Annotated in this window: 22 protein-coding genes and 3 tRNA genes; 18 read left to right on the top strand and 7 right to left on the bottom strand. The window is 48.5% G+C overall.

The features are described from left to right. Window positions 1-82 precede the first annotated feature (82 nt). The 4 genes from VGN67_RS15665 to VGN67_RS15650 all read left to right on the top strand — a co-directional run bounded on the left by VGN67_RS15665 (window position 83) and on the right by VGN67_RS15650 (window position 5,996). Window positions 83-169: transfer RNA gene (locus VGN67_RS15665), tRNA-Ser, on the top strand. A gap of 78 nt (window positions 170-247) precedes the next feature. Next, a tRNA-Pro gene (locus VGN67_RS15660) sits at window positions 248-321 on the top strand. 626 nt (window positions 322-947) lie between these two features. Continuing rightward, on the top strand, window positions 948-5,441 hold the full coding sequence (locus tag VGN67_RS15655) for a CheR family methyltransferase (protein WP_327487793.1): 4,494 nt from the start codon (window positions 948-950) through the stop codon (window positions 5,439-5,441). Between the two features lie 195 nt (window positions 5,442-5,636). Then, complete coding sequence (locus VGN67_RS15650) at window positions 5,637-5,996, top strand: response regulator (protein ID WP_327487792.1); 360 nt, start codon at window positions 5,637-5,639, stop codon at window positions 5,994-5,996. On the opposite strand, the gene VGN67_RS15645 is transcribed toward VGN67_RS15650, so the two are convergent. Beyond that, complete coding sequence (locus tag VGN67_RS15645) at window positions 5,981-7,003, bottom strand: chemotaxis protein CheB (protein ID WP_327487791.1); 1,023 nt, start codon at window positions 7,001-7,003, stop codon at window positions 5,981-5,983. The genes VGN67_RS15650 and VGN67_RS15645 overlap by 16 nt on opposite strands. Window positions 7,004-7,190: 187 nt before the next feature. Between VGN67_RS15645 and VGN67_RS15640 the strand changes: the two genes are divergently transcribed. Next, window positions 7,191-7,264: transfer RNA gene (locus VGN67_RS15640), tRNA-Arg, on the top strand. A 78-nt stretch (window positions 7,265-7,342) separates the two neighbouring features. Here VGN67_RS15640 and VGN67_RS15635 read toward each other — a convergent pair. Together VGN67_RS15635 and VGN67_RS15630 are read right to left on the bottom strand one after the other, a co-directional pair. After that, window positions 7,343-7,774 (bottom strand): response regulator, encoded by a 432-nt coding sequence (locus VGN67_RS15635; protein WP_327487790.1) that lies wholly within the window; start codon window positions 7,772-7,774, stop codon window positions 7,343-7,345. Window positions 7,775-7,927: 153 nt separating this feature from the next. Further along, window positions 7,928-8,359 (bottom strand): response regulator, encoded by a 432-nt coding sequence (locus VGN67_RS15630; protein ID WP_327487789.1) that lies wholly within the window; start codon window positions 8,357-8,359, stop codon window positions 7,928-7,930. Window positions 8,360-9,088: 729 nt separating this feature from the next. On the opposite strand from VGN67_RS15630, the gene VGN67_RS15625 reads away from it, so the two are divergent. The 7 genes from VGN67_RS15625 (at window position 9,089) to VGN67_RS15595 (ending at window position 17,633) form a co-directional block, all read left to right on the top strand. Continuing rightward, window positions 9,089-10,192, top strand: a complete 1,104-nt coding sequence (locus tag VGN67_RS15625; RefSeq protein WP_327487788.1) for an Ldh family oxidoreductase — start codon at window positions 9,089-9,091, stop codon at window positions 10,190-10,192. Window positions 10,193-10,555: 363 nt separating this feature from the next. Continuing rightward, a complete protein-coding gene (locus VGN67_RS15620) occupies window positions 10,556-10,933 on the top strand; it encodes a hypothetical protein (RefSeq protein ID WP_327487787.1) in 378 nt (125 codons plus the stop codon). Window positions 10,934-11,060: 127 nt separating this feature from the next. Next, window positions 11,061-12,221 carry a DUF4856 domain-containing protein gene (locus VGN67_RS15615; RefSeq protein WP_327487786.1) on the top strand — a complete coding sequence of 387 codons (1,161 nt, stop codon included), beginning with the start codon at window positions 11,061-11,063 and terminating at the stop codon, window positions 12,219-12,221. Window positions 12,222-12,299: 78 nt separating this feature from the next. Further along, window positions 12,300-13,442 carry an imelysin family protein gene (locus VGN67_RS15610; protein ID WP_327487785.1) on the top strand — a complete coding sequence of 381 codons (1,143 nt, stop codon included), beginning with the start codon at window positions 12,300-12,302 and terminating at the stop codon, window positions 13,440-13,442. Between the two features lie 26 nt (window positions 13,443-13,468). Further along, window positions 13,469-14,818 carry an HTTM domain-containing protein gene (locus VGN67_RS15605; RefSeq protein WP_327487784.1) on the top strand — a complete coding sequence of 450 codons (1,350 nt, stop codon included), beginning with the start codon at window positions 13,469-13,471 and terminating at the stop codon, window positions 14,816-14,818. Further along, on the top strand, window positions 14,799-17,234 hold the full coding sequence (locus VGN67_RS15600; RefSeq protein ID WP_327487783.1) for a TonB-dependent receptor domain-containing protein: 2,436 nt from the start codon (window positions 14,799-14,801) through the stop codon (window positions 17,232-17,234). The genes VGN67_RS15605 and VGN67_RS15600 overlap by 20 nt, the downstream gene beginning before the upstream one ends. Window positions 17,235-17,426: 192 nt before the next feature. Then, on the top strand, window positions 17,427-17,633 hold the full coding sequence (locus VGN67_RS15595; RefSeq protein ID WP_327487782.1) for a hypothetical protein: 207 nt from the start codon (window positions 17,427-17,429) through the stop codon (window positions 17,631-17,633). Window positions 17,634-17,671: 38 nt separating this feature from the next. On the opposite strand, the gene VGN67_RS15590 is transcribed toward VGN67_RS15595, so the two are convergent. Beyond that, window positions 17,672-18,085, bottom strand: coding sequence for a response regulator (locus VGN67_RS15590; protein ID WP_327487781.1), 414 nt, complete (start codon window positions 18,083-18,085; stop codon window positions 17,672-17,674). A gap of 356 nt (window positions 18,086-18,441) precedes the next feature. On the opposite strand from VGN67_RS15590, the gene VGN67_RS15585 reads away from it, so the two are divergent. Continuing rightward, the gene (locus VGN67_RS15585) at window positions 18,442-18,684 is read left to right on the top strand and encodes a hypothetical protein (RefSeq protein WP_327487780.1); all 243 of its coding nucleotides are present in this window, start codon (window positions 18,442-18,444) and stop codon (window positions 18,682-18,684) included. A 61-nt stretch (window positions 18,685-18,745) separates the two neighbouring features. Here the strand turns inward: VGN67_RS15585 and VGN67_RS15580 are convergent, their stop codons facing one another. Both VGN67_RS15580 and VGN67_RS15575 read right to left on the bottom strand, forming a co-directional pair. After that, window positions 18,746-19,378: a class I SAM-dependent DNA methyltransferase gene (locus tag VGN67_RS15580; protein WP_327487778.1), complete on the bottom strand. Its 633-nt coding sequence runs from the start codon at window positions 19,376-19,378 to the stop codon at window positions 18,746-18,748. Window positions 19,379-19,404: 26 nt separating this feature from the next. Further along, entirely contained in the window at window positions 19,405-19,587 is a 183-nt protein-coding gene (locus VGN67_RS15575) for a hypothetical protein (RefSeq protein ID WP_327487777.1), read from the bottom strand. Between the two features lie 350 nt (window positions 19,588-19,937). Between VGN67_RS15575 and VGN67_RS15570 the strand changes: the two genes are divergently transcribed. From VGN67_RS15570 to VGN67_RS15555, 4 genes are all read left to right on the top strand, one after another. Then, on the top strand, window positions 19,938-20,219 hold the full coding sequence (locus VGN67_RS15570) for a DUF427 domain-containing protein (RefSeq protein ID WP_327487776.1): 282 nt from the start codon (window positions 19,938-19,940) through the stop codon (window positions 20,217-20,219). Between the two features lie 30 nt (window positions 20,220-20,249). Next, window positions 20,250-21,779, top strand: a complete 1,530-nt coding sequence (locus VGN67_RS15565; RefSeq protein ID WP_327487775.1) for a dihydrolipoyl dehydrogenase family protein — start codon at window positions 20,250-20,252, stop codon at window positions 21,777-21,779. A 230-nt stretch (window positions 21,780-22,009) separates the two neighbouring features. Continuing rightward, window positions 22,010-22,165, top strand: a complete 156-nt coding sequence (locus VGN67_RS15560; RefSeq protein ID WP_327487774.1) for a hypothetical protein — start codon at window positions 22,010-22,012, stop codon at window positions 22,163-22,165. A gap of 84 nt (window positions 22,166-22,249) precedes the next feature. Then, window positions 22,250-23,041 carry a haloacid dehalogenase type II gene (locus VGN67_RS15555; RefSeq protein WP_327487773.1) on the top strand — a complete coding sequence of 264 codons (792 nt, stop codon included), beginning with the start codon at window positions 22,250-22,252 and terminating at the stop codon, window positions 23,039-23,041. 83 nt (window positions 23,042-23,124) lie between these two features. On the opposite strand, the gene VGN67_RS15550 is transcribed toward VGN67_RS15555, so the two are convergent. Further along, complete coding sequence (locus tag VGN67_RS15550; protein ID WP_327487772.1) at window positions 23,125-23,640, bottom strand: DinB family protein; 516 nt, start codon at window positions 23,638-23,640, stop codon at window positions 23,125-23,127. Window positions 23,641-24,295: 655 nt separating this feature from the next. Between VGN67_RS15550 and VGN67_RS15545 the strand changes: the two genes are divergently transcribed. After that, window positions 24,296-25,849, top strand: a complete 1,554-nt coding sequence (locus VGN67_RS15545; protein ID WP_327487771.1) for a hypothetical protein — start codon at window positions 24,296-24,298, stop codon at window positions 25,847-25,849. The last annotated feature ends 53 nt before the right edge of the window (window positions 25,850-25,902 follow it).

Raw genomic sequence — 25,902 nt, 5'->3', positions numbered from 1 at the left:
TAGCAATTTCTGATAAAGTTTTTTTAAAGCATTGTTTGTTTTAATCGTTTTTAACCTTCTATATTTGTGCCTCGAAAGAGAGGGAGAGATGGGTGAGTGGCTGAAACCAGCAGTTTGCTAAACTGCCGTACTCGTAAGGGTACCGCGGGTTCGAATCCCGCTCTCTCCGCTGATTTACAACTTCATCGGGTAGTCGTAAATCCAGGATAGATCACTTGTTCATCTTGTTCGAAGAGCACAATAGTTTCGGGGAGTAGCGCAGCCCGGTAGCGCATCTGGTTTGGGACCAGAGGGTCGCAGGTTCGAATCCTGTCTCCCCGACACCTTAGAATCCCGCAGCGAAAGCTGTGGGGTTTTTTTATGGGGTAGCGCATCTGATTTGGGACCAGAGGGTCGCAGACGGTCGGCCGCGGCGGCCGCTGCCGTTCGAATCCTGTCTCCCCGACACAATTCTAAAACGACCGTAGCATTGCGGTCGTTTTTTGTTTATAAAAATTTTAGTTGGCATCTGGTTTGGGACCAAAGGGTCGCAGACGGTCGGCCGCGCCTCCCATTGCCGTTCGAATCCTGTCTCCCCGAGAAAAAGAAATGGGAATATGCCTGAGGATCGTTATGGATTTTCAGGCATATTTTTTATATTACACTTCCTTCCGGTACCTTTCCACTTCTGCGCTCCAATTTTCGGGAAGTAAATCCTGGCGTTTACTGACTTTACTACTCATTTCTACCGTGAGTACTTGTTTTTTGGAAAAGAAGATTCAGCGGACTCGGTACTTACATTAAAAATATAGAAGTAGCAGCATTTGGTGCTGAACTTGCCACTTCGACCAGGGCGTGAACCCAAACTGAAGTAGCAGCGTTAGGTGCTGAACCGGCCACTTCGACCGGGGGTGTGAACCCAACCTAAACCTTAATCGAAACCTAAACGGAGGTTACCTTTTTTATAAATGGCAAAAAGAAGCAATAATAAAGATAAAAAAGAAAATAAAGATACTGCAGCAGAGGAGGGGTTTAAAGAAGGCATTGAAAACAGTGAAATAGTGCGACCTAAGCCATTCCCCATTGCGGCCCTCGGCGCTTCGGCCGGAGGACTTAAAGCCATTTCTGAATTATTGAGTAACCTGCCCGCAGATACGGGAATTGCGTATATTATTATTCAGCATCTTTCCCCGGCGCACGAAAGTATACTCCCCGAGTTATTGGCCCGTACTACCTCCATGCCGGTACAGAAGGTTGTACCCCGCATGCGCGTGGAACCCGACCACGTGTACGTAATACCGCCCAATACCTTTATGAGTATTATTGATGGCCACCTGACCCTCTCGGATCGGGAACGAAGCACCGGCGGTATGTACCACTCCATTGATTTTTTTATGGCGGCACTGGCCCCGGTGTACCAGAACAACGCCATTGGAATAATACTATCAGGAACGGCCAACGATGGAACAGCCGGGCTAAAAGCCATAAAGGCCGAAGGAGGAATAACCTTTGCGCAGGACGAAAGCGCCCAGTTCCTGGGTATGCCCCAGAGCGCCATTGACTCGGGATTTGTGGACTACATTCTTCCCCCGCACAAAATAGCCGAAGAATTGACCGCCCTCTTAAAACTACCCTACGCGGTAAAACCACCCAACGATATCCAACTGGAAAACGAAGCCGAACTCCGGAAAATCCATTTTTTGTTGATGAACCGCTTCGGGGTTGACTTCTCTCTTTATAAACAGACTACCATTAAGCGCCGGATTTTAAGGCGGATGGCCCTGAACCGCTTTGAAAAACTGGAAGAATATACGACACTTATCAAAGAAAAAACGACCGAGCTGGACCTGCTCTACCAGGACCTGCTCATAAACGTCACGAGTTTTTTCCGCGAACCGGCGGTATTTCAAGCCCTGGGTAAAAAGATATTTCCGTCCCTGCTGAAAGGGCGCAAAAGCCTGGACCCGATACGTATATGGATACCCGCCTGCTCAACGGGCGAGGAAGCTTACTCCTTCGCCATCTGCCTGTACGAGTTCCTGAGCAGCAAATCTATCAGTACTCCGTTTCAGATTTTTGCCACCGACCTCGATGCCCATGCTATTGACAAAGCCCGGGCCGGAATTTATCCCGGCAGCCTTTTAAAAGAGATGTCGGCCCAGCGGCTGAAGCGCTTTTTTACGGCCATTGACGGTAAGTACCAGGTAGTTAAGGCGATCCGCGATTCCTGTGTATTTGCCACCCATAACCTGCTCAAAGACCCTCCGTTTTCCCGGATTGATCTGGTGAGCTGTCAGAATGTACTTATCTATATTGAGGCCAACCCTCAGAAAAAGATACTGCAGTCCTTTCACTACGCCCTGAAACCAGCGGGCTTTTTGCTCCTGGGCAAATCAGAAACCGTGGGGAACTCAACCGATCTGTTTGACCAGATTGATAAGGACCTGAAAATTTATAAGAAAAAGGAGGGCGACAATAATATCAGCTTTAATTTTTCGATAAAGCCTTCGACCGGCGTGGTAGCCGCCAACTACGACAAGGGGCGCTATTCCATTGAGCAAGGTACTGAAGTTGACATTGAAAAAGAAGCGGATAAGCTGCTGCTAGCGCGCTATGTACCAGCCAGTGTGCTGGTCAACAAGGATTTACACATTATCCGGTTTCACGGAAACACCCAGAACTACCTGCATCCGGCATCCGGCAAGGCCAGTTTTCATTTGCTCAAAATGGTACGCGACGAGCTCATCTTTGAGTTGAGAGGACTCATACACCGGGCCAGAAAAGACGGCCTGCCCGTCCGGAAAGAAGGCATACCGTTTATTGACCGGGAACAGATCCAGGAAGTGGAACTGGAGGTAGTACCGGTGCGGTCATCATCCAAAGAGCTGAGCTTTCTGATCCTGTTTAAGGAAGGTACCCAAAAAGCCACGACCCGGAAGGGCGAAGGAGATTCCACCGAAAGCCGGAGTTCCCGCAAGGACGCCAAAGACCGCCGCATAGCCATACTGGAGCAGGAGCTCCGGGAGGCGCGCGAGCACATGAAGTCCATGAGTGAGGAGTTTGAGGCAACGCGGGAAGAGTTGCAGTCGGCCAATGAAGAGGTACTGTCGTCCAACGAGGAGTTGCAGAGTATGAACGAGGAGCTCGAAACTTCCAAGGAAGAGCTGCAGTCGACCAACGAGGAACTCATTACTATCAACGAAGAGCTGTTTCAGCGCAATATAGAATTAAAGGAGTCGAGCGAGTACCGCGAGGCCATTGTCGAAACCATCCGCGAGCCGCTGGTAGTACTAACCACTGATTTACGGGTAAAAACGGCCAACAAGGCCTTTTATGCCGATTTTAAACTAAGTCCCAAAGAAACCGAGGGCAACTTTTTCTTCGAAATAAGCAACCGGCAGTGGGATATTACGGGCCTGCGAAAACAACTGACGGAGATTATCTCCCGCGAAAAATCATTCGAAAACTTTGAGATTACCCACGAGTTTGCCGGACTCGGTGAGCGCATTATGCTCATCAGTGCCATGCGGATGGGGAAGGAGGGGGATAAGAAGAACCGGATACTGCTGGTCATTGAGGACATAACCCAGCGCAAGCAGGCCGAAGAGGGGTTGAAAAGGTCTTATAAGCTCAATTCCACCATCCTTAATAGTATTAAGGACGTATTCGTTTCCGTTGATAACGACTGGAATTTCAAGTACGTTAACAAGCGGGCGGAGGCCTTTTTTGGAAAAAAAGCGACCGAAATTCTGGGTCAGAATCTGTGGGAACTGTTTCCCGTTCATCTCGAATCCGAATTTTACCTGCGCCTTACCAGGGCCATGAAGACCAAGGCCTTTATGGAATTTGAGTGGTTCGACGACCGGGTTTCGGAATGGCTGCACTACCGTATTTATCCTTCCGAAGACACACTATCCATTTATTCGACCAATATTACCGAGCAAAAAAACGGACTGGAGCAAATCAGGCAGAGCCAGGAGCGCTACCAGACCTTTATCTCCCGAAGTACCGAGGGTATCTGGCGTTTTGAACTGCAACAGCCCCTGGTAACCGACCTCCCGCCTAAAAAGCAACTGAACCTGCTTTTCAGCCAGACCCGGCTGGAAGAGTGTAACGATGCTCTGGCCCAAATGTACGGCTACACCAGCGCCGCTGATATCATCGGTTTTTCGCTCGACTCCCTGCTGCCCCGCAACTCCGACAGCGAAGCGCTGATGGAAACTTTTGTTGCTTCGGACTACTGCCTGAGCGATGCCGAAGTCCAGGAAACCGATCAGGAAGGTAACCAGAAGTGTTTCCTGCATAACCTGGTAGGGATTGTAGAAGAAGGCAGGGTGACGCGCTTATGGGGTACCCAACGGGACATAACCCGACAGAAGCAGGCCGAGCTTGCCCTGCGCGAGACCCAGGCCAAACTGCAGCTGGCTTTGTCGGCCGGGGATGTGGGCGTATGGTTGTGGAATATTAAAAAGGACGAACTGCGCTGGGCCAGGAACGCAAAGGCGGGTTATGATCTGGGTGAAAAAGCGTACCAGGGTACCTTTGAAGACTGGCTGCAATTTGTAGCCCCGGATGACCAGGCGTACGTCCGGAAAAGTATCAAAATGGCCATTGCCGAAAAACGGGACCTGAGCATTGAGTTCAGGGTTATGCTGCGGGCAGGTACCTACAACTGGATCCAGTTTCAGACCCAGACGACCTTTGACGAGAAAGGCCAGGCCGAGCAAATGCTGGGCGTAAACCTGGATATCAATGACCGTAAAATGCTGGAAAAGCAAAAGGATGATTTTATCGGTATTGCCAGCCACGAACTCAAAACCCCCGTTACCAGTATCAGGGCCTACGCCGAGCTGCTGCACCAGATGATGGTGGATATGGAAGACGTTGCTTCGGCTACCCTGGTCGAGAAAATGGAGGGACAGATAGACCGCCTGGCCAACCTGATCAAAGACCTGCTGGACGTTTCCCGGATTTCGGAAGGACAGTTGCAGCTACGGAAAGGGTACTTCAATATGAATGAGCTGATTCAGGAAGTAACAGACGACATTCAGCAGTCAACCCCCAGGCACACGATCGTAAAGGAGTTACAGCAGGTACCCAACCTGATCGGCGATCGCGACCGGATCGGGCAGGTGCTGATCAACTTCCTTTCCAACGCCATCAAGTACTCTCCCGAGGCGGGCAAGGTGATTATTTATACCAAGGCTGATACTGAAAATGTTACGGTATGTGTACAGGATTTTGGCGTAGGCCTGACCCGCGAAGCGCAGGAAAAAGTTTTTGATCGGTTTTTTAGGGTAAATGATTCCACCAATAGTACTTTTCCCGGAATAGGTCTTGGATTATACATCTCAGCCGAAATCATTAAAAAGCACGGCGGGGCCATCTGGGTGGACAGCGTACGGGAACACGGGTCTAAATTTTATTTTTCCATTCCCATTAGTACCCCAAAAAAGAGATAAAATATTTTTAAATTAAATTAAACAAAAGACAATAATTCAGGGAACGGAAGTGAAGGTAAATTGATTATTTCATCGCGGCTTTTGTCTTTGGATGGTACGTAGATTTAAATGCTAATTGAAAGAGTTAAAGGGCAGAGAAGAAAGGAAGAGGGAGTTTAACTAACAAAAAGCATTAACCATGCTATTTACATCACTATGAAAAAGAAAGTACTGATTACTGACGACGATCCGGGAATCCTGGATGTATTTAAAATAATATTTGACCGGGCCGGGTATAATACGGCCATTTTTTCGGATGGTAAACCCTTGTACCAGGACAATTACGAAATTCCGGACATATACATACTCGACAGGTACCTTTCTGGTGTAGATGGGCTGGATATTTGCCGGCATCTAAAAAGCCACAAAACTACCCGGGACATACCCGTTATTATGGTATCGGCCACACCAGGCATTGGGCTGTTGTCACGGGAAGCCGGAGCCGATGACTTTTTGGAAAAGCCTTTTAAAACCAAAGAGTTACTGGAACTGGTAAATCGTTATACGGGTCTGTGAAGTACCGGACTTTTTTGAGTACTGACGCTAAAAATTATTTCCTTAATGTTTTCAATATGGACCGCCAGATCGTCAGCCCGCTGCTGATGATCTGCGGCCAGGTTTTTTAGCCCCTTATGTTTTTCTTCCCTGGTCAGGGTAGTCAGCAGATGCCGTTTTTCTTCCATCATACGCAGAGCCACCCACAGCGTCGACTCCATTTGGTGGGTTTGATTGTCCATGAGCTCCGACTCCGAATATACATGACCAGTATAGCACCGGTACCTTCGGAAATTGTTGTCATTTAGCTCAGTCAATACTCCACCACAGTCGGGGCAGGCATAGGTAGACTGCGATCCCAGCGAATTGTTTACATCGATCCGGGTAACGGCGTTTTCGACTATTTCTGCTTCTCTGGCTATATCAGGCGGTATAGGTTTCCCGGTTATTTCCTTGGTCCGGATAATATCATTCAGCACGAAGCCCATTTGGGACAATGGGAAGCAATAGTCAACTTCCGTATTGGAAATTACCGACAGCGGCATATCGGGGTATTCAGCTTCGTTGGGGTCCTGCACCAGGCAGGTACCTCCACATTTTTTAATGGCAATCATACCGGCCGTTCCGTCGTTCAGCAGGCCCGTGAGCACAATTCCGATGGCTCGTTCGCCGTAGGCCACCGCCGCCGACCTCATCATGACGTCGATGGAAGGTCGCCAGCGGTTTTCTTCGGGGCCGTTGGAAATCTTTATCTGGTCTTTTTTTATGAGGAGGTGGTTGTCGGGAGGCGCCACATAAATATGTCCTTTTTTGATAGGTATACCCTCGGAGGCTACCACACAGGGCAGGTGGGTAAGGTGCTGTAACCGGTGTACCAGCAGGCCCGCAATTCCTCTTTTGGACAAATGCAGTACTATAAAAACAGCGGCATCGATATCTTCCGGAAACTGTACCACTAATTCCTGCAGCGCACTGATACCACCGGCAGAGGCACCTACCGTAATAATAAACTGAGGTTTTTCGTCCATGCTTGCTCCTGATCAATAAATGAAAGTTTGAAAACGGCTCCTGGAATCGTCCCTGTTTTTTACTAAAAATTAAGTGCCAACGGGGGCAGAAAGGCCGTTGCTGTTTCCAAAATTCATTTTATGTATTACTTTTGTGCGCACTTAGGTCGCTCCGGTACCTCTAAAAAGTACCCACAGTGACCGACGGGGTCCCGTAGCTCAGCTGGATAGAGCATCTGCCTTCTAAGCAGACGGTCACAGGTTCGAATCCTGTCGGGATCACTTGAATATAAGAGAAAGCCCTGCCAATCAACAGATTGCAGGGCTTTCTCTTATATTTATTGCTGAAACAAGTAAGCGTCAGGAGAGACTTGGTTCAAAAAAATGCCGGAGGGGTTCCAGTTTGCGGAGCATTTCTACCTCGCTCATTAGTAACGGCTTGCTCACAAACGAAATAACGCAGGCGTAGTTGGAGGCTTTTTGAAAGTCAGCCGGGTCCACCGTGGAAGATAGCATACAGACTTTGGTATTCGGAAACTTCGTTTCAAAGCGTTGGGAATAGTCATCCAGAAAATCCCAGCCATTCATCACGGGCATATTGATATCCAGTAGTATCAAATCAGGTACTTCGTCGGCACCCGGTTGGGTACTCAGTTCATCAAAGTAATCAAGTCCTTCTTTTCCGTTTTTTCGGGTAATAATATTCTCGGCAAAATGCTGCCTGACTATCAGAAGCTTTAAAATTTTTAACGTAATTTCATCATCGTCAATTAGAAGCAGGTTCTTAATCATCAGTAAAAAGAAGGGTTGGGATGAACGTCTTTTTGAAAATTTGACAACAATCAAGCCAAAAATGGAAAATTTTTGTTTCTAAAAAAGTCTATGTGTACTTAGCCAGGGTGTGTTCTCTAAAAGTCGTTATTAGTAAAAAATAGTAGAATTATCCTAAATTTTTCGTTCAAATAACCGGCCTCTTTCAGCCAGGAATTTTGTTAAGAAATTTAAATGCCTGACTGTCAGTGGCTTGTTCAGAAGTTCAACCACACAGTTATAACTATATGCTTTTAATTTATCCTGGGGGTTGACTGAAGAAGTTAAAAGGCAAAAACCAGTATCGGGGAAGCGGTCCCGGTACAACAAGGAAAATGCCTCCAGAAATTCCCAACCGTCCATCAGAGGCATGTGCAAATCAAGCAGGACAAGCTCAGGTGCGGACCTTTTTCCACCGGCCGCCTTAAGAACCTCAAAATAGGCCAGCCCTTCTCTTCCGTTGTTCAACACCCGGACGTTCTCGGCGAAGTGATTATCCACTGCCAGTATTTTTATTAATTCTACCTCTAAATCATTATCATCAATGATAACCAAATCTCTAATCATACGCTTCGTAGGGGAGGGGAAATAATTAATATACTGTCAAAGCTACAAAATTATAAGGTCGGTTGGTGGTGGCAAATCTCTTTTTAATTACATTTTAATTGATCAATGCCATCTGTTTAGTTTGGAAAAAAGTCGGGGAAAGGGCCAATATTGAGCTGTTGAGGCTTATTTTTAGAAAACACCTGAAAGCCAGGACAAAGGCCAAAAAGTGTAAAAAGGAAAATAAGGTACTAAGGACGGCAAGGAAATAAAAGATAGTACCCACCTCCTTATTATTACCATTTGTCACGTAACGTATTGGAGGTTGAAAAAGTACAAATTTTGGTGTGGTTAAATGAGGCCTTTGAAGGATACCGAAGCCAAACAGATGCGTTAAAGGCAGAATATGGAAAGCAGAATTTAGCCCTGTACGATATTGGATATACGATTTAAAAAACTTTAACAAGAATTGTTAGGCGGTTACCTGCTCCGTCAATTAAGCGGGGTGGCAGGAACACGAAATTTGAAAAATCCACGAAGCATTTTCAACTTTTGGCACGATATTTTTGTTGCTTTAACAAGGATTCACATTTCTACATAATTAATATTCATAAAAAGAGTCGGGGGAGCTTAGCCCCTGGCTCTTTTTATTTTGTTTCAATGGTACCTAAGTAAAAAAGAGCGAGTAGCGATTTTTGGAAGTACTAGTACCAAGCCCGACCCAAATCCGAACCTACAGCTACCTGCCACATGCCTGACAAGTACCCTAACTCCACTCTTTTTACGGCCGAACAGTTGCGCCGGTTTACCACCCGGATATTTGAATACTTTGGGGTACCCGCCGAGGATGCCGCCCTGGCGGCCGATGTACTGGCTTACAGCGATGAGCACGGTATTGACTCCCACGGCGTGGCCCGCCTGAAAACCTACTACGATTTGTTGAAAGCCGGGCGAATAAATCCCCGCCCCGACATAAAGATAATCAGAGGGAAGGGGAGCGTGGCTACGGTGGATGGTGACAATGGTCTGGGTTTGGTGGTAGGCCCAAAGTGTATGGAGATGGCGATGGAAAGAGCCGATAGCTTCGGCTCCGGCTGGATCAGCGTCAGTAATACCAACCACTACGGGGCGGCGGGCTACTACCCGGTTATGGCCCTCAAGCAGGATTTAATCGGTCTTTCCATGACCAATACCACCAAAGGTGTAGTACCTTTTAACGGGGCCGAAAAAATGCTGGGGACCAATCCGGTGGCCATAGCTTTTCCCGCTTTTAAGGAACCTCCCGTCGTCATTGATTTCGCTTCCAGCGCGGTGGCCTACGGAAAGGTGGAAATTGCCCGAAGAAAAGGAGAAAAGGTACCCGAGGGCTGGTGTATTGATAAAGAGGGGAATAGTACCCATGAGCCCGCCGAAATGATGGAAGGGGGCGCTCTGCTGCCTTTGGGCAGCGACGAAAAAGGCAGCGGCCACAAGGGGTACTGTCTGGCTACGATGGTAGATGTACTTTCGGCGGTACTGAGTGGTGCCAACTGGGGACCCTTTGCCACGCCCTTTGCTATTCAGGTTGAGGCCACGAACCGACAGGTAGGTAAGGGAATCGGGCATTTTTTTGGTGCCTGGGACATTGATGGATTCCGGGATAAGACCGAGTTTAAAAAGGATATGGATGACTGGATCCGTACCATGCGGAGTACCCGCCCCCTGCCCGGCAAAAAAGAAGTACTTATCCCGGGCGATCCCGAGCGCCTGGCCTACCAGCGGCGAATGCAGGAGGGAATTCCGGTTAATCGGGAGGTAGTGACCTCCCTGGAATCCATGGCCGCAAGTACCGGTATTCCCTTACAACATCTTTAAACTTTTGGTAGCCTAATTATTTCAAGCGATTACCATTACAATGAATATTCGGGCCTGAGAACCCCACTTTCTGTCAGCTGAGCCGATCTGTCTTCCTTAGTTGTGGAGTAGAATCCCTACCTTATTTCTACATGCTCTCCTACCTGCCGAACCACTCAGGCAGGAGGCAGTTCCTGTTATTGAATTGGTGTAATTTATTTATAGACAACGGTATATAAATTCAATTGGCAAAACTACCCTGGTTGCTAATAAGTCGTATTCTAGGTGGACCGATTTTTTGTAGTATCCTGTAAACCATTCCACCTAAGAAAAACCTGGATTTGGAAATCGGGATGCCGGAGGTGGTACTAAACGGGAGCAGTCATGAATAATATATATTTCCATTGTAGCGCAAGTACTTCATTGAACAGCCTGGAATACAGCCTTAGAGAATTTGGCAGAATGCTGGTCAGTCGGGAAAATTCAATCGAAAAAATAGAGCTTTCATTACGGGAACAACTGGAAGAATGGAAGCAGGAACGAAGCCGGTACAACAACGCCACTATTACTATACGCCTTGTACCCGAAGTTGGGATGCTGGTGGTACTTGATCGGCCGGGCGGCAAGGTATTATTCATCGTGACGAACAAAAACAGGTGGTGGCTCTGGGATAATCGACTGATCAAAGGTTATTTGCTAGTCCAGAAGTATAAGTTTAAAAATCCGTTTTATGCGCTGGTTCCGGGTAGCGGCCCGAATTAAAAAAATAAAGCTCAATTGCTGAGGTAGTTACGCAATTAGATAATTTTATTTCCTATTTTATTTGTACTAATTCTAAATAGAGCCTATGTTTGCAGGGTCATTTATAATTAGTCTAAATAAGTAGGACATGTCAGCATATTCTCTACCCAATCGCTCCGTATTATTTTTCGCCCTTTCGGTTTTTGGTGTTACAGCCTGTAACGAAACCGTAGATCCTAGGCCCGATTTACGCCCGTCAATTGATTATACGCAGCTTTCGGCTACTACGCCCTATTCGTCGCTCTTCGTTGACCAGAACGGAGCAAGTACGGTGGACCTTACTACGGGTAACGCCCGAATCAACGCGTTCAGGGCACTTGATGCCTACGCCAAAACCGTTACTGCGGCCGGTGCTACTACACCACTAGATGCCAGCCAGCTAAAAAATATGTACGCAAATTCGGGAAATCCCTTCTCGGGTACCTACGCTTCGTTAAATGGTACCGGAATCCAGCTGCGCGATGCTACGGCCGTTTCGACGACCAACCCCGAAAGTGAACGCAAAAGAATGGATGACTTTCTGGTGATTCTGGCCAATAAGAGCAAAGCCTTGACCACCACCGCCGAGGACGGGAAAGCCGGTAAACTGGGTACCTACCTGGTCGATGAGCAGGGAATTGAGTGGGGGCAGATTGTTGCCAAATCGTTGATTGGCGCCTATCAGTTAGACTACATTGGCAATGTACTTCTCAGTGAAGGCTTGAAAGCCGATAACTATACACTGGTAGCGGGCAAACCGTACACCCAACTCGAACACAACTGGGATCAGGCCTACGCCAATTTTACCCAAAAACCGGTTTATGCGGGTGACGCCTCCGCTACCTCCAACGGTGGAGAGGCTTTCCTAGGCGCTTACGTGTGGGAATACAATAAAGAAGGGTACCCCAAACTACACCAGGCTTTCCTGAAAGGACGGGCGGCCATTGTAAACAATGATGCTGCTGTGTACAAGGAGCAGGCCGAACTGATCCGGAAAGAGCTGGAAAAAACCATTGCTAACTCTTCCATCGGCTACCTTAAAAAGACCCGCGAAAACGCTACTGACCCGGCCCGTCGCGCCCACGCTTACAGCGAAGGACTTGGCTTTATTTACTCCCTGCGTTACGCTAAACTGGCCGGTGCCGATGCCGCTTTCTCTGACGCCATCCTGAACAAGCTGGCCTATACTTCGCAGGGAATGTGGAAAGTGAAGAATGAGCAACTGGAAGAAGCCATCAGGACCATCAGTACCAAGTTTGGGATTAATTAACAGATATTTTCTGAATTGTAAGGGAGCAGAGTACTCAGGTAGGTACTCTGCTCCTGTTTGTTGAAAGATTTGGACGCTATGCTAAGACCATTTAGTAAGAAAACAGCCGCTATAATAGTACTACTGGCCACCCTCTGGGCCTGTGGAAACGGCGGACAGGAACCAACCCCCGGCACCGATACCGACGACAGGGACCGGAAGGTACTGCTGACCCACCTGGCTGATAATATCATTATTCCTTCTTACGATAACTTTAAGGGGAAATTTGATGCAATGAAATCGGCATCGGAGGCATTTGCTAACCGACCCGATCAAACTACCCTTACCGCTTTCCGGCAGGCCTGGACCGAGGCTTATATTGAATGGCAGAAGGTAGAGTTATTTGACGTGGGTCCGGGCGAAGTACATACCATACGTTATTATTTTAATATTTATCCGGCCGATGTGCAGGGAATAACCAACAACTTCGCCAACCCTACGGCTGATCTGGAACTGCCCGCTTCCTTTGCCCGTCAGGGTTTTCCGGCGCTGGACTACCTGCTCAACGGGGTAGGGGCCACCGACACCCAGGTACTGGCCTACTATACCACCGCTGCCGAGGCCCCCGCCCGCCGGGCTTACCTCAAGCGCATCACCGACCGTATGAGTACCCTCCTGACCAGGGTTGTCAATGAATGGAAAGGGGGCTACCGCGATACCTTCGTGAGCAAAACGGGCCTGGACATCAGTTCCTCAACCTCCAACCTGGTCAACAGCTACATCATGCACTACGAGCGTTACATACGTTCGGGAAAGTTCGGAATACCTTCGGGGGCTATGCTGAACGGCGTAGTGGCACCTGAAAAAGTAGAAGCCTTTTATAAAAAAGATCTCTCCCTGACGCTGGCCAAAACGGCCCATCAGGCTACGGTAGATTTTTTTAACGGGAAAAACGTCAGGACCGGAGAAAACGGCCCGTCGTTCAATACCTACCTGACCGCGCTGGGTGCCAAAGACAGCAGCACCGGCAAGACCCTGGCCGAGTTAATCAATGCGCAGTTCGCCGCCAGCAAGGCCAAAATGGAAGTACTTCCGCCCAATCTGTACGATCAGGTGAGGACCAACAACCAGGCAGTAAAGGAGGTCTATAACGAAATGCAGAAGGCGGTCCGGATGCTGAAAGTAGACATGGCTTCCGCCATGAGTATTACCATTACGTACGTAGATAACGACGGCGATTAATCAAAAAACGACAGGTCCGGTGTTTCATGAAGGATTATGTACATAAAACCACCTCCGCCGCCCCGCTGGCCGTTTTCAGAATCCTGTTCGGACTCTTGCTGCTGGCGGGTATAGTCCGTTTCTGGAGTTACGGCTGGATCGACGAATTGTACATCAGGCCGCGGTACTTCTTTCCTTTTTATGGGTTCGGATTTGTAAAACCGCTGGGTACCTACACCTACCTGCTTTTTGCTCTTTGCGGGCTGTCGGCGCTGCTGGTGGCCCTGGGGCTTTTTTACCGGGTGGCCGCAATTACCCTCTTTTTGAGTTTTACCTACATTGAACTCATTGACAAAACCACCTACCTCAACCACTACTACTTTATCAGCATGATTAGTTTCATGCTGCTATTTTTACCGGCCCACGCTTATTTCTCGCTCGATTCCTACCGAAACCCCCAATTCCGGTCCGACCGGATTCCGGCCTGGTGTCTGGATGCGGTGAAACTCTTTGTGGGCCTGCTTTATTTTTTTGCGGGCCTGGCCAAGCTCAACTCCGACTGGCTGCTTCAGGCTCAGCCGCTGCGGATCTGGCTGCCGGCCCACAACGACCTGCCCGTCGTAGGCTTTTTGCTGAATTACACCTGGGTGGCGTATGTGTTTAGCTGGTTTGGCTGCCTGTACGACCTGAGTATTCCGTTTTTGCTCTGGAACCGGAAGACCCGCTGGTGGGCCTTCGGGGCCGTAGTCGTTTTTCACGGCCTGACCGCCCTGCTCTTCCCCATCGGTATGTTTCCGTACATCATGATCATGACGGCGTTGATTTTTTTCTCCGCCGATTTTCATCAACAAGTACTTAACCGGATCGGGCGCTGGTTACGGTTGTCGGGCGAGTACCTGTTCCCGCACCGCACCTACCGTATGCGGCCCCGCCTTACTTACACCTTGGTGGGTATTTTTTTGGTTTTCTTCGCCGTTCAGGTGGTGGTACCTTTCCGGTACCTGTACTACCCCGGCGAATTGTTCTGGACCGAGCAGGGGTACCGGTTTTCGTGGCGGGTGATGCTGATGGAAAAAGCCGGCCATACCGAATTTACGGTCCGGGACCGCGGCGGAAAAACTGTAATCGTGAACAACAGCGAATTCCTGACCCCTTTGCAGGAAAAAATGATGGCTACCCAGCCGGATATGATTTTACAGTACGCGCACCTGCTGCGTGACTACTACGCGCAGCGGGGCTTTGACCGCCCGAAGGTCTTCGCCGATTCCTACGTATCGCTCAACGGACGTCTGGGCCGTACTTTTGTAAATCCGGACGTTGACCTGGCCAATGAAACTGATACCTTCCGTCCCAAATCATGGATTACCCCCTTCAACGATGAAATTAAAGGTTTTTAACTGCTTCCTCTTCTGCCTGTTCAGTACCTGCGCTCTGGCGCAGTCGGGACAAACGGGTGTTTCGGTTGGGGGCGTAGTAGTTTCAAAAAAAGATAGTACCCTCCTTTCGGGCTGTACCGTGTACCTGGGGAACGGGCAACGAAGTACTACCACGGCCGGAGAAGGGCGCTTCCGCTTTGCGGAGGTACCCCCTGGTACCTATGACCTGCAGGTAGTCCATCCCGATTTTAAAGCCTATAAACAAACGGTAAAAGTACAGGGGCAGCCGTTGCAGCTTACTATTGTGCTAACCACCCGAGACGAAAACCTGAACGAAGTGGTGGTACGGGAAAAGCAGGGGGACTTTGGGTTTACCCGCATGCGGAGCGTGGAAAGTATGGGTATTTACGAAGGAAAGAAAACCGAGGTAATCCTGCCCGAGAAACTTACCGCCAACCTGGCTACCAACAACGCCCGTCAGGTGTTTGCCCGGGTGGCGGGCCTCAATATCTGGGAGAACGACGGGGCGGGTCTGCAGCTGAGCATTGGCGGACGTGGCCTGGACCCGAACCGTACCTCCAACTTTAACGTACGGCAAAATGGGTACGACATCAGTGCCGATGCCCTCGGGTACCCCGAAAGCTACTATACGCCCCCGATTGAAGCCGTAGGGCGCATTCAGATTGTCCGGGGAGCGGCCTCGCTCCAGTACGGTACGCAGTTTGGCGGGTTGTTGAACTTTGTCATGAAAAAGCCGGTGGAAGACCGTAAAATCGAGCTGGTGGTGCGACAGACGGGCGGGTCTTTCGGCTTTTACAACGGCTTTGCCAGTGCCAGTGGTACGGTAGGCAAGGTTAGCTACTACACTTTTGCCCAGTACAAGCGGGGCGACGGCTGGCGCCCCAATTCGGGTTTTACCAACCTGACCCTTTTCTCGGATGTAGACTACAAAATCTCTGAAAAAACAACCATTGGCCTCGACCTTACCCACATGCAGTACCTGGCCCAGCAGCCGGGCGGACTGTCCGATGCGATGCTCCGTCAGGACCCGCGCCAGAGCAACCGCGCGCGCAACTGGTTTCAGGTGGACTGGAACATGATGGCGCTGCACTTTGACCATAAGTTTAACGCCCTGAACGAGTTTAACCTGCGCTTCTTTGGGTTGTCGGCGCACCGCTACTCCCTCGGTTTCCGTCCTAACCGGGTCGCCACCGTCGACGATGGGAGCGAGCGCGATTTAATCAAAGGCGAATTTACCAACTGGGGGGTGGAGTCGAGGTACCTGAAGCGTTACTACCTGGGGCCGGCCCAGTCGGTACTGCTGGCGGGAGCCCGTTACTACTCCGGCTACAACCACAGCTTGCAGGGATTAGGAAGTACCGGCCGGGACGCCGATTTTAACTTCGTGGAACCCGAACGCTTCATTACCTACGATTACAGTTTTCCCAATCGCAACGTAGCCCTTTTTCTGGAAAATATTTTTTACCTGAACGAAAAAATCAGCCTGACGCCCGGCCTGCGTTACGAGTATATTTATACGACCGCCGAGGGGTACTACGGCAGCATCAGCCGAGACCTGGCTGGTAATATTATCAACATCCAGCGTACCGAAGAAAGCCGGACCAACGGCAGGCAATTGGTACTGGGCGGCCTGGGGGTGAGTTATAAGCCGGTTCAGCACCTTGATATTTACGCCAATGCCTCCCAGAACTACCGTTCGATAACCTTCAGTGATATGCGCATTGCCAATCCGTCGCAGGTTATTGATCCTGATCTGAAAGACGAAAGGGGACATTCGGTGGATGTGGGCATCCGGAGTCACCAGACCCAGTACCTGAACTTTGATCTCAGCGCATTTTACCTCAATTATAACAACCGCATTGGCGAAGTACAGTTCTACGATGAGAACAACCGTGTTTTACGGAAGCGGGGCAATATCGGTCAGGCGGTCATTATGGGCGTAGAATCGTACGTAGAGGGTGATTTTCTGCATTACTTACTACCCCAACGGACAGACCTGAGCGGAGTCCTTTTCTCAAACCTGGCACTTATCCGGTCGGAGTACCGGAGCAGCGAACTGGTGGGCGTGCGGGGCAATCAGGTAGAGTTTGTACCAAAGTTCAACCTTAAGACCGGACTTCGGCTGGGGTACAAAAACTGGAAAGCCTCCTTTCAGTACACCCACCTGTCGGACCAGTTTACCGAGGCTACCAACGCGGTGGATGGTGGCGTGGCCGGGGTCGTAGGGTTAATACCGGCCTATACCATTATGGATGCGAGTGCTTCCTGGGACTACAAGCGGTACCGGGTGGAAGGCAGCGTTAACAATCTGGCCAATGCCCTATACTTTACCCGCCGGGCCACGGGTTACCCCGGACCGGGCATACTACCTTCCGACGGCCGGGGTTTTTACCTGACGCTTCAGGTAAAATTGTAGGTACTGGTTTATTAAGTTCAGGAGGTGTTCTGGCTCGCCAAAAGGTACCTGGCTGTTTCTCAAAGGCTTTTCTTACCGTCCTGCAAAGGAAGGGTAACGCTAAAAAATCCTTTAAATAACTAATGCGGGTTGTAGTAGTAGTTTTCTCGCCTTTTGTTGATATTTGTCCAAAACCCTCCAACTTCAACAACCATGGGACCCAAGTCCAACTTACAGACTATCATTGATAGTAAACGCTACGATCTGCACGGTCTCCAAATGACTTATAGAAAAGCCATGGAGAGCGGCGACAGTCACGAGGCAATTGAGCAACTGCATTTCAAAATTCTGGCCCTGAAAGAAGAAATCAATTCCCTGGTGGTTGTCATTGATTTGCCGGCCCGGATGCGAAACAATTAATGGGTCGGCCCGACGGAAAAACGGCTTTTTTTACGTACCTAAAAATATTGACGGAGTAGCTCGTGATTTTTTAAAGTATTTAAATCTTTGATAAACAGGGGTTTGTTCCAGAAACAAATGATACAAGGATAGGAACTTGCCTTCACCTGATCATCGGGCTCCGATGAAGTGGAAAGCACACAAATGTGGGTATTCGGGAACTGGGCCGCAAATCGCCGGATATACTCATCTATAAATTCCCAACCGTCCATTCCTGGCATAAATATATCCAGGAATATCATTTCCGGTACCTCTTTTTCGTTGCCCGCGGCTAAACGCTCAAAATAATCGATTCCCTCTTTCCCGTTTCGCAGAGGTATAACGTGCTCAGCAAAACCATTCCGGGTTACCGCCAGCTTTACCAGCGATAGAGTGGTATCATCATCGTCAATTAGTAAAACATTTTTTATCATAGCTTTGAGGAAGGTTGTGGAACAAACTATGGAAAAAGATTGATTGCCAGTAGTTTACTTTATAATTGCGTAATAAAAGTAAACAGAAGTTTCAATCTAATGCTGATTCAGGATAAATTATTATTTCAACCGCATTAACCAAGTAGTAACGTAATTAAATTAACATTCATTTTATAGAAAAAATGTTTTTTCAGAAGTATAATAATGTTTTGCATAATTTGGCGTTTGCCAAATATTAGGCTAGTAGTTTATCTTTTCATTAATATAAAATACCGCGATGATGACAATCGAGTAGACATAAAATTCGTTATTAAGTTAGTTTATTTCAATATAATTGAACGTAACCCTCCCCAAAAATGTACAATAACCCTCCCGACCCAATCGAGCATCTGTTTGCGGCCCTTAAAAATATGGAGCAGGCCGGCGAACAGATTGATCAGCACCTGAAAAACAGGTTAAAGCCCACGGAAATGGATAGATTCCGTACCCAATGTAAAGCCCTGGAAAAGGATAGTTTGCCGTGGTACCTCGAGTACTTTGAAGAACTGGAAATGTACGAACACTGCGCCGTTGTGAAGGCATTAATTGAAACTGCCTGATCTGTCATCTGCCTGACCCGAAATAATAACCAGCCGGTCTGCTTTCCGCAGACCGGCTTTCTTATGGTTTTGATGCAGTCGCTTTGGATGCCCTGACAACGTACCCCTTCCAGAAGAAGGAAATACGAAACGCTTCTTCTTTCCTGATAACAAAACCGGCTTTTTTAACCATCTGCCTTATTTTCCGGGGATGGTAAGCCTGCTGATGCTGCGCGTCCGATAATTTAATAATCCATTCAAAATAGTTTACCAGTAAACCATCCTTGGTGTAGTCCAGCAGTACCAGTATCCCGTTTTCGTTTAGTAAAGATTTTAGGGTAGTAAGAGTTGTATCTGGTTCGGACAGATAGTGTAAAACGCTCCCGGAAACTATGATATCAAATGGGGTGTCAAAATTCCGGTGACTTTGCAACTTTACTTTTCTGCTTGCTTCATCATCAAGCGCAGCTACCTTCTTACGGGCCTGGTGCAGCATTTCCTCTGCGGGGTCGTATCCCGTTATTTGGGTTATAGACGGATACTGTAAAAGCAACCTTTTGATTAATTCGCCCGTACCGCAACCAAAGTCGAGGATGGTTTTGCCTTCCAACGAATCAGGAAGGTAGCTAATCAACTTTTGAAGTGTCTTGTTGGTATAGCTTTCCCATTGGCTGTCATACGTATCCGCATGCGACTTGTAGTAGTTGTTCTTCATGTACCGTATGGCCCTTCTGTTTCAGTTTAAGAGCTTCTGTTCAGACTAAATCCGGCTACTCCTACCTGATACAAAGCGGGCAGGAGTATTGAAGTACTTTGGGCCAGGTTCGCAGGTCCCGGAAATCTGGCGATGGTACCAAATAAGACAAGCGGCAACCATTGGAGGGCTAAGCGGGTTTTCTCAATAGTTTGGATTCCTGATTTCATCAGGTAGTATTTTGGCTCTAAATATAGGGGAAACCCCTTTACAATAACTCCACGAAATTTCATTGGTTATAAATGAAATTGCCTAATGTCATCCAGCCGACAATTATAAACATTTTAGTTATTATTCTTTACCGTCTGAAAGTTGACCTAATCCGGCCCTGACAGGATTTATTCATTTGAAGATGCTGCGATATAGGTACGAGCTATGTTGATAGGAAGCTAAACAAACTACCCAATGCCCGGTTGAAAATGTTAGAACCAATACCACTAACCAGGTAAGAATAGGGTAAGAACACCCGGACATCTATAAAAGTAGTAAGTAAGTGGTGATCATTAAAAAATAGAAACGTATGAAAGCAGTATGGAACGGCGAAACCATAGCCGAAAGCAACGACACGATTGTGATTGAAGGAAATCATTATTTTCCGGCTGATAGTATCAAACAAGAATTTTTAGAAAAAAGCAGCACTACTTCCGTTTGTCCCTGGAAAGGAACAGCCTCCTATTATACACTGAAAGTCGAAGGAGAAGAAAACAAGGATGCGGCCTGGTATTATCCGGAGCCCAAAGATATGGCTAAACATATCAAAGGGTGGGTGGCGTTTTGGCGGGGCGTGGACGTGAGCAAGTAAACCCAAAGACTAAACCGTAGCAAATCGAAGATGACCAGCACAACCCTCGAAGCACCGGCCTCTGCTACTACCAGGGGCATGGCGACAGACATCGCCGAAGCACAGTCCGAAAAATCAGAGAAGCAACCCACTGATCTACTGTATGATATCATTGTGATTGGGGCCGGTTCGGGTGGTTTGAGTGTGGCACTGCCCCTGCACGAATTTGGCCTCCGCGTGTTGCTTATTGACAAAGCGGATGCAGCAATCGGCGGAGATTGCCTCAACGATGGCTGTGTTCCCAGTAAGGCCCTCATCCACGCCGCCCGGGCGGTACACCAGGCCCGTCAGGCCCGGCGCTTTGGCGTGGAAGTACAGGGAGAGGTGGATATGGCCAGCGTTAACCGGTTTATTCAGGAAAGACAGGAAATCATCCGCCAGCACGAAAACGCCGGGTACTTCCGCCGCCAGGGAATGGACGTGGCGCTGGGCACGGCCCGGTTTGTAGACAAAGACCAGGTAGAAGTAGAGGGTACCCGCTACCGGGGACGAAAGATCTTGATCGCCACCGGTTCCCGTCCCCGAAAGCTAACCCTGCCGGGCGTAGAACAGGTAAGGTACCTGACCAACAAAAGTATTTTTGACCTGCAGCACCTCCCCCCACGCCTGCTGGTCGTCGGGGGCGGACCCATTGGAATTGAAATGGCCCAGGCTTTCAGCAGGTTGGGTACCGCGGTGACGGTCCTGCATAATAAACCCATGATTCTTGACAAAGAAGCCGAAGAGATAGCCAGCATCCTGCATAAAAGACTGGAGGCCGAGGGAATTCGGTTTGTGCTGGAGGCGGAGTCAGTCAAGCTTACGGATGCACACCATCTGGTGATTAAAACCCGGCAGGGAACAGAAGAAACCCTGGCCTTTGATGAGCTACTGGTATCCATAGGCCGCGAACTAAACACCGAGCAACTGGACTTGCCCAGGGGCGGTATTGCGACCGATGAAGACGGAATCGTGGTAAATGAGTACCTGCAGACGACCAATAAGCAGGTGTATGTGTGTGGTGATATTGCAGGTTCCCTCAAATTTTCTCACGCCGCCGAGCAACAGGCCACTGTGCTCCTGAACAACTTTCTTTCTCCTTTCAAGAAAAAGCTCGATAACCGGCACATGTCCTGGGTAACTTTTACTGACCCGGAAGTAGCTACTTTTGGGTATAGCGAACAGCACCTGAAGGAAAAGAAGGTCAGCTATGAAAAGCTTTCAATGGATTTGGAGGAAGATGACCGGGCTGTAATAGAAGAATACCAGTACGGTAAACTTATACTTTACATTGAAAAGAGCAGTCTCCTGAATCGGAATCCGAAGGTACTTGGGGGCTCTATGATTGCACCCCATGCCGGAGAAATCTTTCAGGAGTTGGTACTGGCCAATACCCATAAGATCGGGATTAACGCCTTCTTCGAAAAGATTTATGCCTATCCTACGGCCGCTACCGTAAATAAACGCATCGTGATGACCAAAAAACGGCAGCAACTGACCCCGCTGGTGAAGAAGTTATTTCAATTCCTTTACAAAATTTAGAAGTTAAGTAGCGGGTCCGGGATACTAACAGCAAAATGTGTATAGCCTGAAAAAAGAAAATGGACTGGTGGAATCAGATACAGGAATGGTTTTGGGGGCTTGGTGAAAAATACCAGGTAAACCCCCTTATTTTTGGAGGAATTTATGTTGGGGCCATTCCTTTTTTCTTTCTATCGCTGAGTTGGCTTATACGCAATATCCGACGTAAGAAATCAATTGTAATACCTGTAATGCTTACAGGATTCTTCTTTATTTCGGCCTACCTGTACCTGATTGTCGTTGGAGAGAATATACCAGTCTGGGTTTACCTGATTATTGCTGCTTTGGTTGGATACGGCATTTTCTCTACCTACCGAAAAGTGCGGCAAAAGAGCATGGAGGAATAATTCTTCACAACCTTCATTCAAATTAAAAGTATCATTTTACCTGTTTTTTACCACTGGATAATAAAGCAATAACCAATCAGGCCTATGAAGAATAACCGCCGAACTTTCATGCAGAACCTGGTAGCCCTAACGGCAGGCTCCCTGTTCCCCTTCGGTTGTAAAACCACGAAATCAGCATCCACTCCCATGCAAAACAGGTCTTCAATCAAAAGGCCAAAGCTGCTGATTCTTGATGTGAATGAAACCCTTCTGGATTTAAGTGGCATGAAAGCCCGCATGAACCAGGCTTTCGACCAGGAGGATGCTTTTTCGCAGTGGTTCGCCTATATGCTTCAGTACTCCCTGGTGGACAATGTGACCGCGCAGTACCATGACTTTGGGGCCATTGGGAAAGCTGCTTTTCAAATGACGGAACAAAAACTAAAGAAAAGAGTACCGGATGAGGTCAGAGACGAAGTCCTGCGGATGATACGTACGTTGCCGCCTCACCCGGATGTGCCCCAGGGACTCGCTATGCTAAGGGAAGCAGGCTACCGGATGGTTACCCTCACGAACTCCACGGAGGAGGTAGTCAGGCAGCAGATGGAATCGGCGGGCCTGTCAGATTACTTTGAAACCTTACTAAGCATTGACGCTATCAAAAAATATAAACCAGCCCTTGAAACGTATAAAATGGCCACGGAAAAAGGGGGAGTCCGCCCCCAGGAAGCGATGCTTATCGCCGCCCACGGCTGGGATGTGACAGGTGCCCTTCATGCTGGTTTACAGGCCGCCTTTATTTCCCGGGAAGGCCAGGTACAGTACCCCCTGGCTCCCAAACCTCACTTCACCGGAGATAACCTGGTCAGCATTGCGGAGCAGTTGGTAAGCCTATAAAGGCTGAACATAGATTTGGAGGAAGTAGGTAATGCTTTGCAGGGAAAACAATAAAAAGTACCTCTATTTTTAATGTAAGCCGGTTACCACCCCCGGTACTTTGGTGGTTCAATAGCATTCATTCGCAGGTATAGTATGGCCTGGGCCCGGTGGTGCGTCATGTGGTCCCTCATAAGGTAGAAAATGGATTCTTTTGTTACGTTTTCGCCGGCAAAGGAAATTCTTTCCGCCAGTGTTTTTTCATCTACTGTCCTAATCAGGTCATTAATATACCCAAGCGACTTTCCCAGTGCCAGCGTGATCTTCTCCTTAGCAGGTAGTTCAGGGTTTTCACCAACGAAAAAGTCGGGCCGTTCTCCTGTTATCAATCCCGATAAATAGGACAGGTTCTGGATTAGGTGTACCACCTGCCCCTGAAAACTCATAATTTCATCTACGGGCTTAAAACCATATTGATGGGCGGGCATTGCTTCTGCAACTTCCAAAGTATAGTGAGTGGCTCGTTGCCACACAGCGGGATAGTCGGTTCTGAAGTAGGACTGGGCAACGACATAATTTTGGGAAAGGATACCCAGCAGGATGATGAATGGTATTTTCATACGTTATTTTAAGAATACACAAGTACTGTACCTGACAGCTTATCAAAGCCAGTAAGCGATGCTACTGTAATCTGCAAAAATAGTCATGCGTGTTTACTATTTAAGCCACTTTAAAAGTGAAGCTGTCGGATTGCCGACAAAAACCCGGAAATCAGGCATACTACGGGGCAGTATTGCTTACCATACCAATAAGTAAGGAGGCGGTTGATACTATCATTCCAGGATGAAATATGATATTAAAAATGAAAGCCATCGACCACTTCAAAGAAGCCAGGGCTTGTTTCGCAGGCCAGTGGCAACTGCCTGGCTGCAGGCGCTGAAATATAGATCTTTTACTTCTACCTGGTTCCATTCTTTCGGAGGCGAAAAATGTCTTTTGGCCGACAAAAATCAATGTTTTCTGGAAAAGTAAAAATTTCAATGGTGCCCGGAGAATAGCTGTCAGGAGCATGAAAAGGAATTTTTTTGCCGTCAACCCTTCCTGCCTATAGCTGGTGAGCCTCTTGAGTAGTAAACAACCTCGTACCTGCGGAGAGTTGATATAGGTATTTAAAAGCAGCGAGAAAAACGTGCATACTATGCAACATACCCGGAAGACTGTACTTTCTGCTGCCTTACACATTTTAATTTTTACAAACTTTAAATCTTAATTAACATGAAAAAAGACCTACAAAAGTACCTTATGAAAGAGCGCCCTGGAATGCGTCGGTTTTCAAAGTGGTCTGCTCTTTCCCTGCTGTTGACTTCCCTGCTGGTAGTGGGGTGTAAAGATCATAATCTGGAAGATACGGACTATCCAGGCTTACAGGTCCCGGCCGGATTTAAAGTTGAGAAAGTGGTAGGGGGACTGCAGCTACCTACGAGTGTTACCTGGGACAACCAGGGGAATATGTACGTAGTGGAGGCAGGAGGGGGCCTTGAGCCTGATAAGCTGGCACCTTTGCGAATCATGAAAGTCAGTAAGGGACAGGCCACGGTAGCGGTGGATCTGACTGGTAAGGGAATCAATCCGGCCGTTGTTGGGATAGTCTGGCATAATGGTGCCTTCTACATTACCCACCGGGCAGATGATCTGACTGGTGCGGTGTCGCGTGTTACCATGGATGGACAGGTTCAGAATCTTTTTAAAGGCATTATTGATAGTCAGGCCGAGCACCAGATCAACGACATTCGGGTAGGGCCGGACGGTAAAATGTACGTAGCCGTTGGTCTGGCGGGCAACGCCGCCGTGATGGATATGTCGGTGGCTCCCTGGATCATGCGCAGCCCCAATGTACATGCTACCCCTTGCCAGGACATCGTGCTCATAGGCAGAAACTTCAAAACACCTGATTTTCGGACCGAAACTACCAGTGATACCGTATTGACCGGCGCATTCTTACCCTATGGTACCCCGTCTTCACCAGGGCAGGTAATCAAGGGAATGAAGCTATGTGGAGGTTCGATTTTATCCTTTGATCCCAACAATGCCATGGCTACCATCGAGACCCACGCCTGGGGCTTTCGTAATCTGATCGGCCTTGCCTGGAACCAGACCACCGGAACCATGTATGCTGCCGAAAATGGCTACGACGTCCGCGGTGCCAGACCGGTTAAGGATGAGATAGACGCTACCCTGCGTGTTCAGAAAGGAATGTGGTACGGGGTTCCGGACTTTTCAGCCGGTCGCCGTCCCTTGACTGATCCTGCCTTTGAGGTACCTGATAGCCTGCAGGCCATGGTTGTAATGAACGGACAGCCGCAGGGAAAAAACCTTGGTTTTGTGATAGACCATCAGGCAAGCGGTTTAACTCCTCCTGATCCATCCGTAGTGGTAGGTCGCCATGAATTTAATTCATCACCAAGCCTGGTTGATGTAGCACCCGCTTCCTGGGGCAATATGGCGGGCAGGTTGTTTGTGGCCGAGTGGGGCGATCTGGCTCCTCCCACTAATCCGCTAAGGGGCAAAAAGCCGGCTGGTTTTCAGATTGTAATGATTAATCCGGCATCGGGACAGCTCGAGCCATTTCTCCGCAATACTACCCCGGGGCCTGCCTCCATGCAAGGTATGGAGGGGAAAGGTCTTGAACGCCCTTTCGGTGTTCGTTTCGGACCCGATGGAGCCCTGTATATTGTTGATTATGGCGTGGTGAAGATTGATATGAGTAAACGCCCACCGTATGTCTATCAACCCGGAACCGGCGTTATTTGGAAAGTAAGTAAAATGTAACTGTTGCTCCAAGTGTAGAGAGGAAGGCAGTAACTATCAGCACCTCTTAGTAG

The sequence above is a fragment of the Telluribacter sp. genome (genome assembly GCF_035998675.1).
In the GTDB taxonomy this organism is placed as follows: domain Bacteria; phylum Bacteroidota; class Bacteroidia; order Cytophagales; family Spirosomataceae; genus Telluribacter.
Note: the sequence above shows the minus strand (reverse complement) of the source record. Positions and strands in the feature narration are given on the sequence as shown.

What these genes read in the sequence shown, in the direction of transcription:
- VGN67_RS15555 (WP_327487773.1), top strand. Translation starts at nt 22,250, where the DNA reads ATGAAGAATAACCGCCGAACTTTCATGCAGAACCTGGTAGCCCTAACG.
- VGN67_RS15655 (WP_327487793.1), top strand. Translation starts at nt 948, where the DNA reads ATGGCAAAAAGAAGCAATAATAAAGATAAAAAAGAAAATAAAGATACT.
- VGN67_RS15590 (WP_327487781.1), bottom strand. Translation starts at nt 18,085, where the DNA reads ATGATAAAAAATGTTTTACTAATTGACGATGATGATACCACTCTATCG.
- VGN67_RS15560 (WP_327487774.1), top strand. Translation starts at nt 22,010, where the DNA reads ATGCTTACAGGATTCTTCTTTATTTCGGCCTACCTGTACCTGATTGTC.
- VGN67_RS15580 (WP_327487778.1), bottom strand. Translation starts at nt 19,378, where the DNA reads ATGAAGAACAACTACTACAAGTCGCATGCGGATACGTATGACAGCCAA.
- VGN67_RS15575 (WP_327487777.1), bottom strand. Translation starts at nt 19,587, where the DNA reads ATGAAATCAGGAATCCAAACTATTGAGAAAACCCGCTTAGCCCTCCAA.
- VGN67_RS15570 (WP_327487776.1), top strand. Translation starts at nt 19,938, where the DNA reads ATGAAAGCAGTATGGAACGGCGAAACCATAGCCGAAAGCAACGACACG.
- VGN67_RS15625 (WP_327487788.1), top strand. Translation starts at nt 9,089, where the DNA reads ATGCCTGACAAGTACCCTAACTCCACTCTTTTTACGGCCGAACAGTTG.
- VGN67_RS15550 (WP_327487772.1), bottom strand. Translation starts at nt 23,640, where the DNA reads ATGAAAATACCATTCATCATCCTGCTGGGTATCCTTTCCCAAAATTAT.
- VGN67_RS15585 (WP_327487780.1), top strand. Translation starts at nt 18,442, where the DNA reads ATGTACAATAACCCTCCCGACCCAATCGAGCATCTGTTTGCGGCCCTT.
- VGN67_RS15650 (WP_327487792.1), top strand. Translation starts at nt 5,637, where the DNA reads ATGAAAAAGAAAGTACTGATTACTGACGACGATCCGGGAATCCTGGAT.
- VGN67_RS15615 (WP_327487786.1), top strand. Translation starts at nt 11,061, where the DNA reads ATGTCAGCATATTCTCTACCCAATCGCTCCGTATTATTTTTCGCCCTT.
- VGN67_RS15565 (WP_327487775.1), top strand. Translation starts at nt 20,250, where the DNA reads ATGACCAGCACAACCCTCGAAGCACCGGCCTCTGCTACTACCAGGGGC.
- VGN67_RS15635 (WP_327487790.1), bottom strand. Translation starts at nt 7,774, where the DNA reads ATGATTAAGAACCTGCTTCTAATTGACGATGATGAAATTACGTTAAAA.
- VGN67_RS15620 (WP_327487787.1), top strand. Translation starts at nt 10,556, where the DNA reads ATGAATAATATATATTTCCATTGTAGCGCAAGTACTTCATTGAACAGC.
- VGN67_RS15595 (WP_327487782.1), top strand. Translation starts at nt 17,427, where the DNA reads ATGGGACCCAAGTCCAACTTACAGACTATCATTGATAGTAAACGCTAC.
- VGN67_RS15600 (WP_327487783.1), top strand. Translation starts at nt 14,799, where the DNA reads ATGAAATTAAAGGTTTTTAACTGCTTCCTCTTCTGCCTGTTCAGTACC.
- VGN67_RS15630 (WP_327487789.1), bottom strand. Translation starts at nt 8,359, where the DNA reads ATGATTAGAGATTTGGTTATCATTGATGATAATGATTTAGAGGTAGAA.
- VGN67_RS15545 (WP_327487771.1), top strand. Translation starts at nt 24,296, where the DNA reads ATGAAAAAAGACCTACAAAAGTACCTTATGAAAGAGCGCCCTGGAATG.
- VGN67_RS15605 (WP_327487784.1), top strand. Translation starts at nt 13,469, where the DNA reads ATGAAGGATTATGTACATAAAACCACCTCCGCCGCCCCGCTGGCCGTT.
- VGN67_RS15610 (WP_327487785.1), top strand. Translation starts at nt 12,300, where the DNA reads ATGCTAAGACCATTTAGTAAGAAAACAGCCGCTATAATAGTACTACTG.
- VGN67_RS15645 (WP_327487791.1), bottom strand. Translation starts at nt 7,003, where the DNA reads ATGGACGAAAAACCTCAGTTTATTATTACGGTAGGTGCCTCTGCCGGT.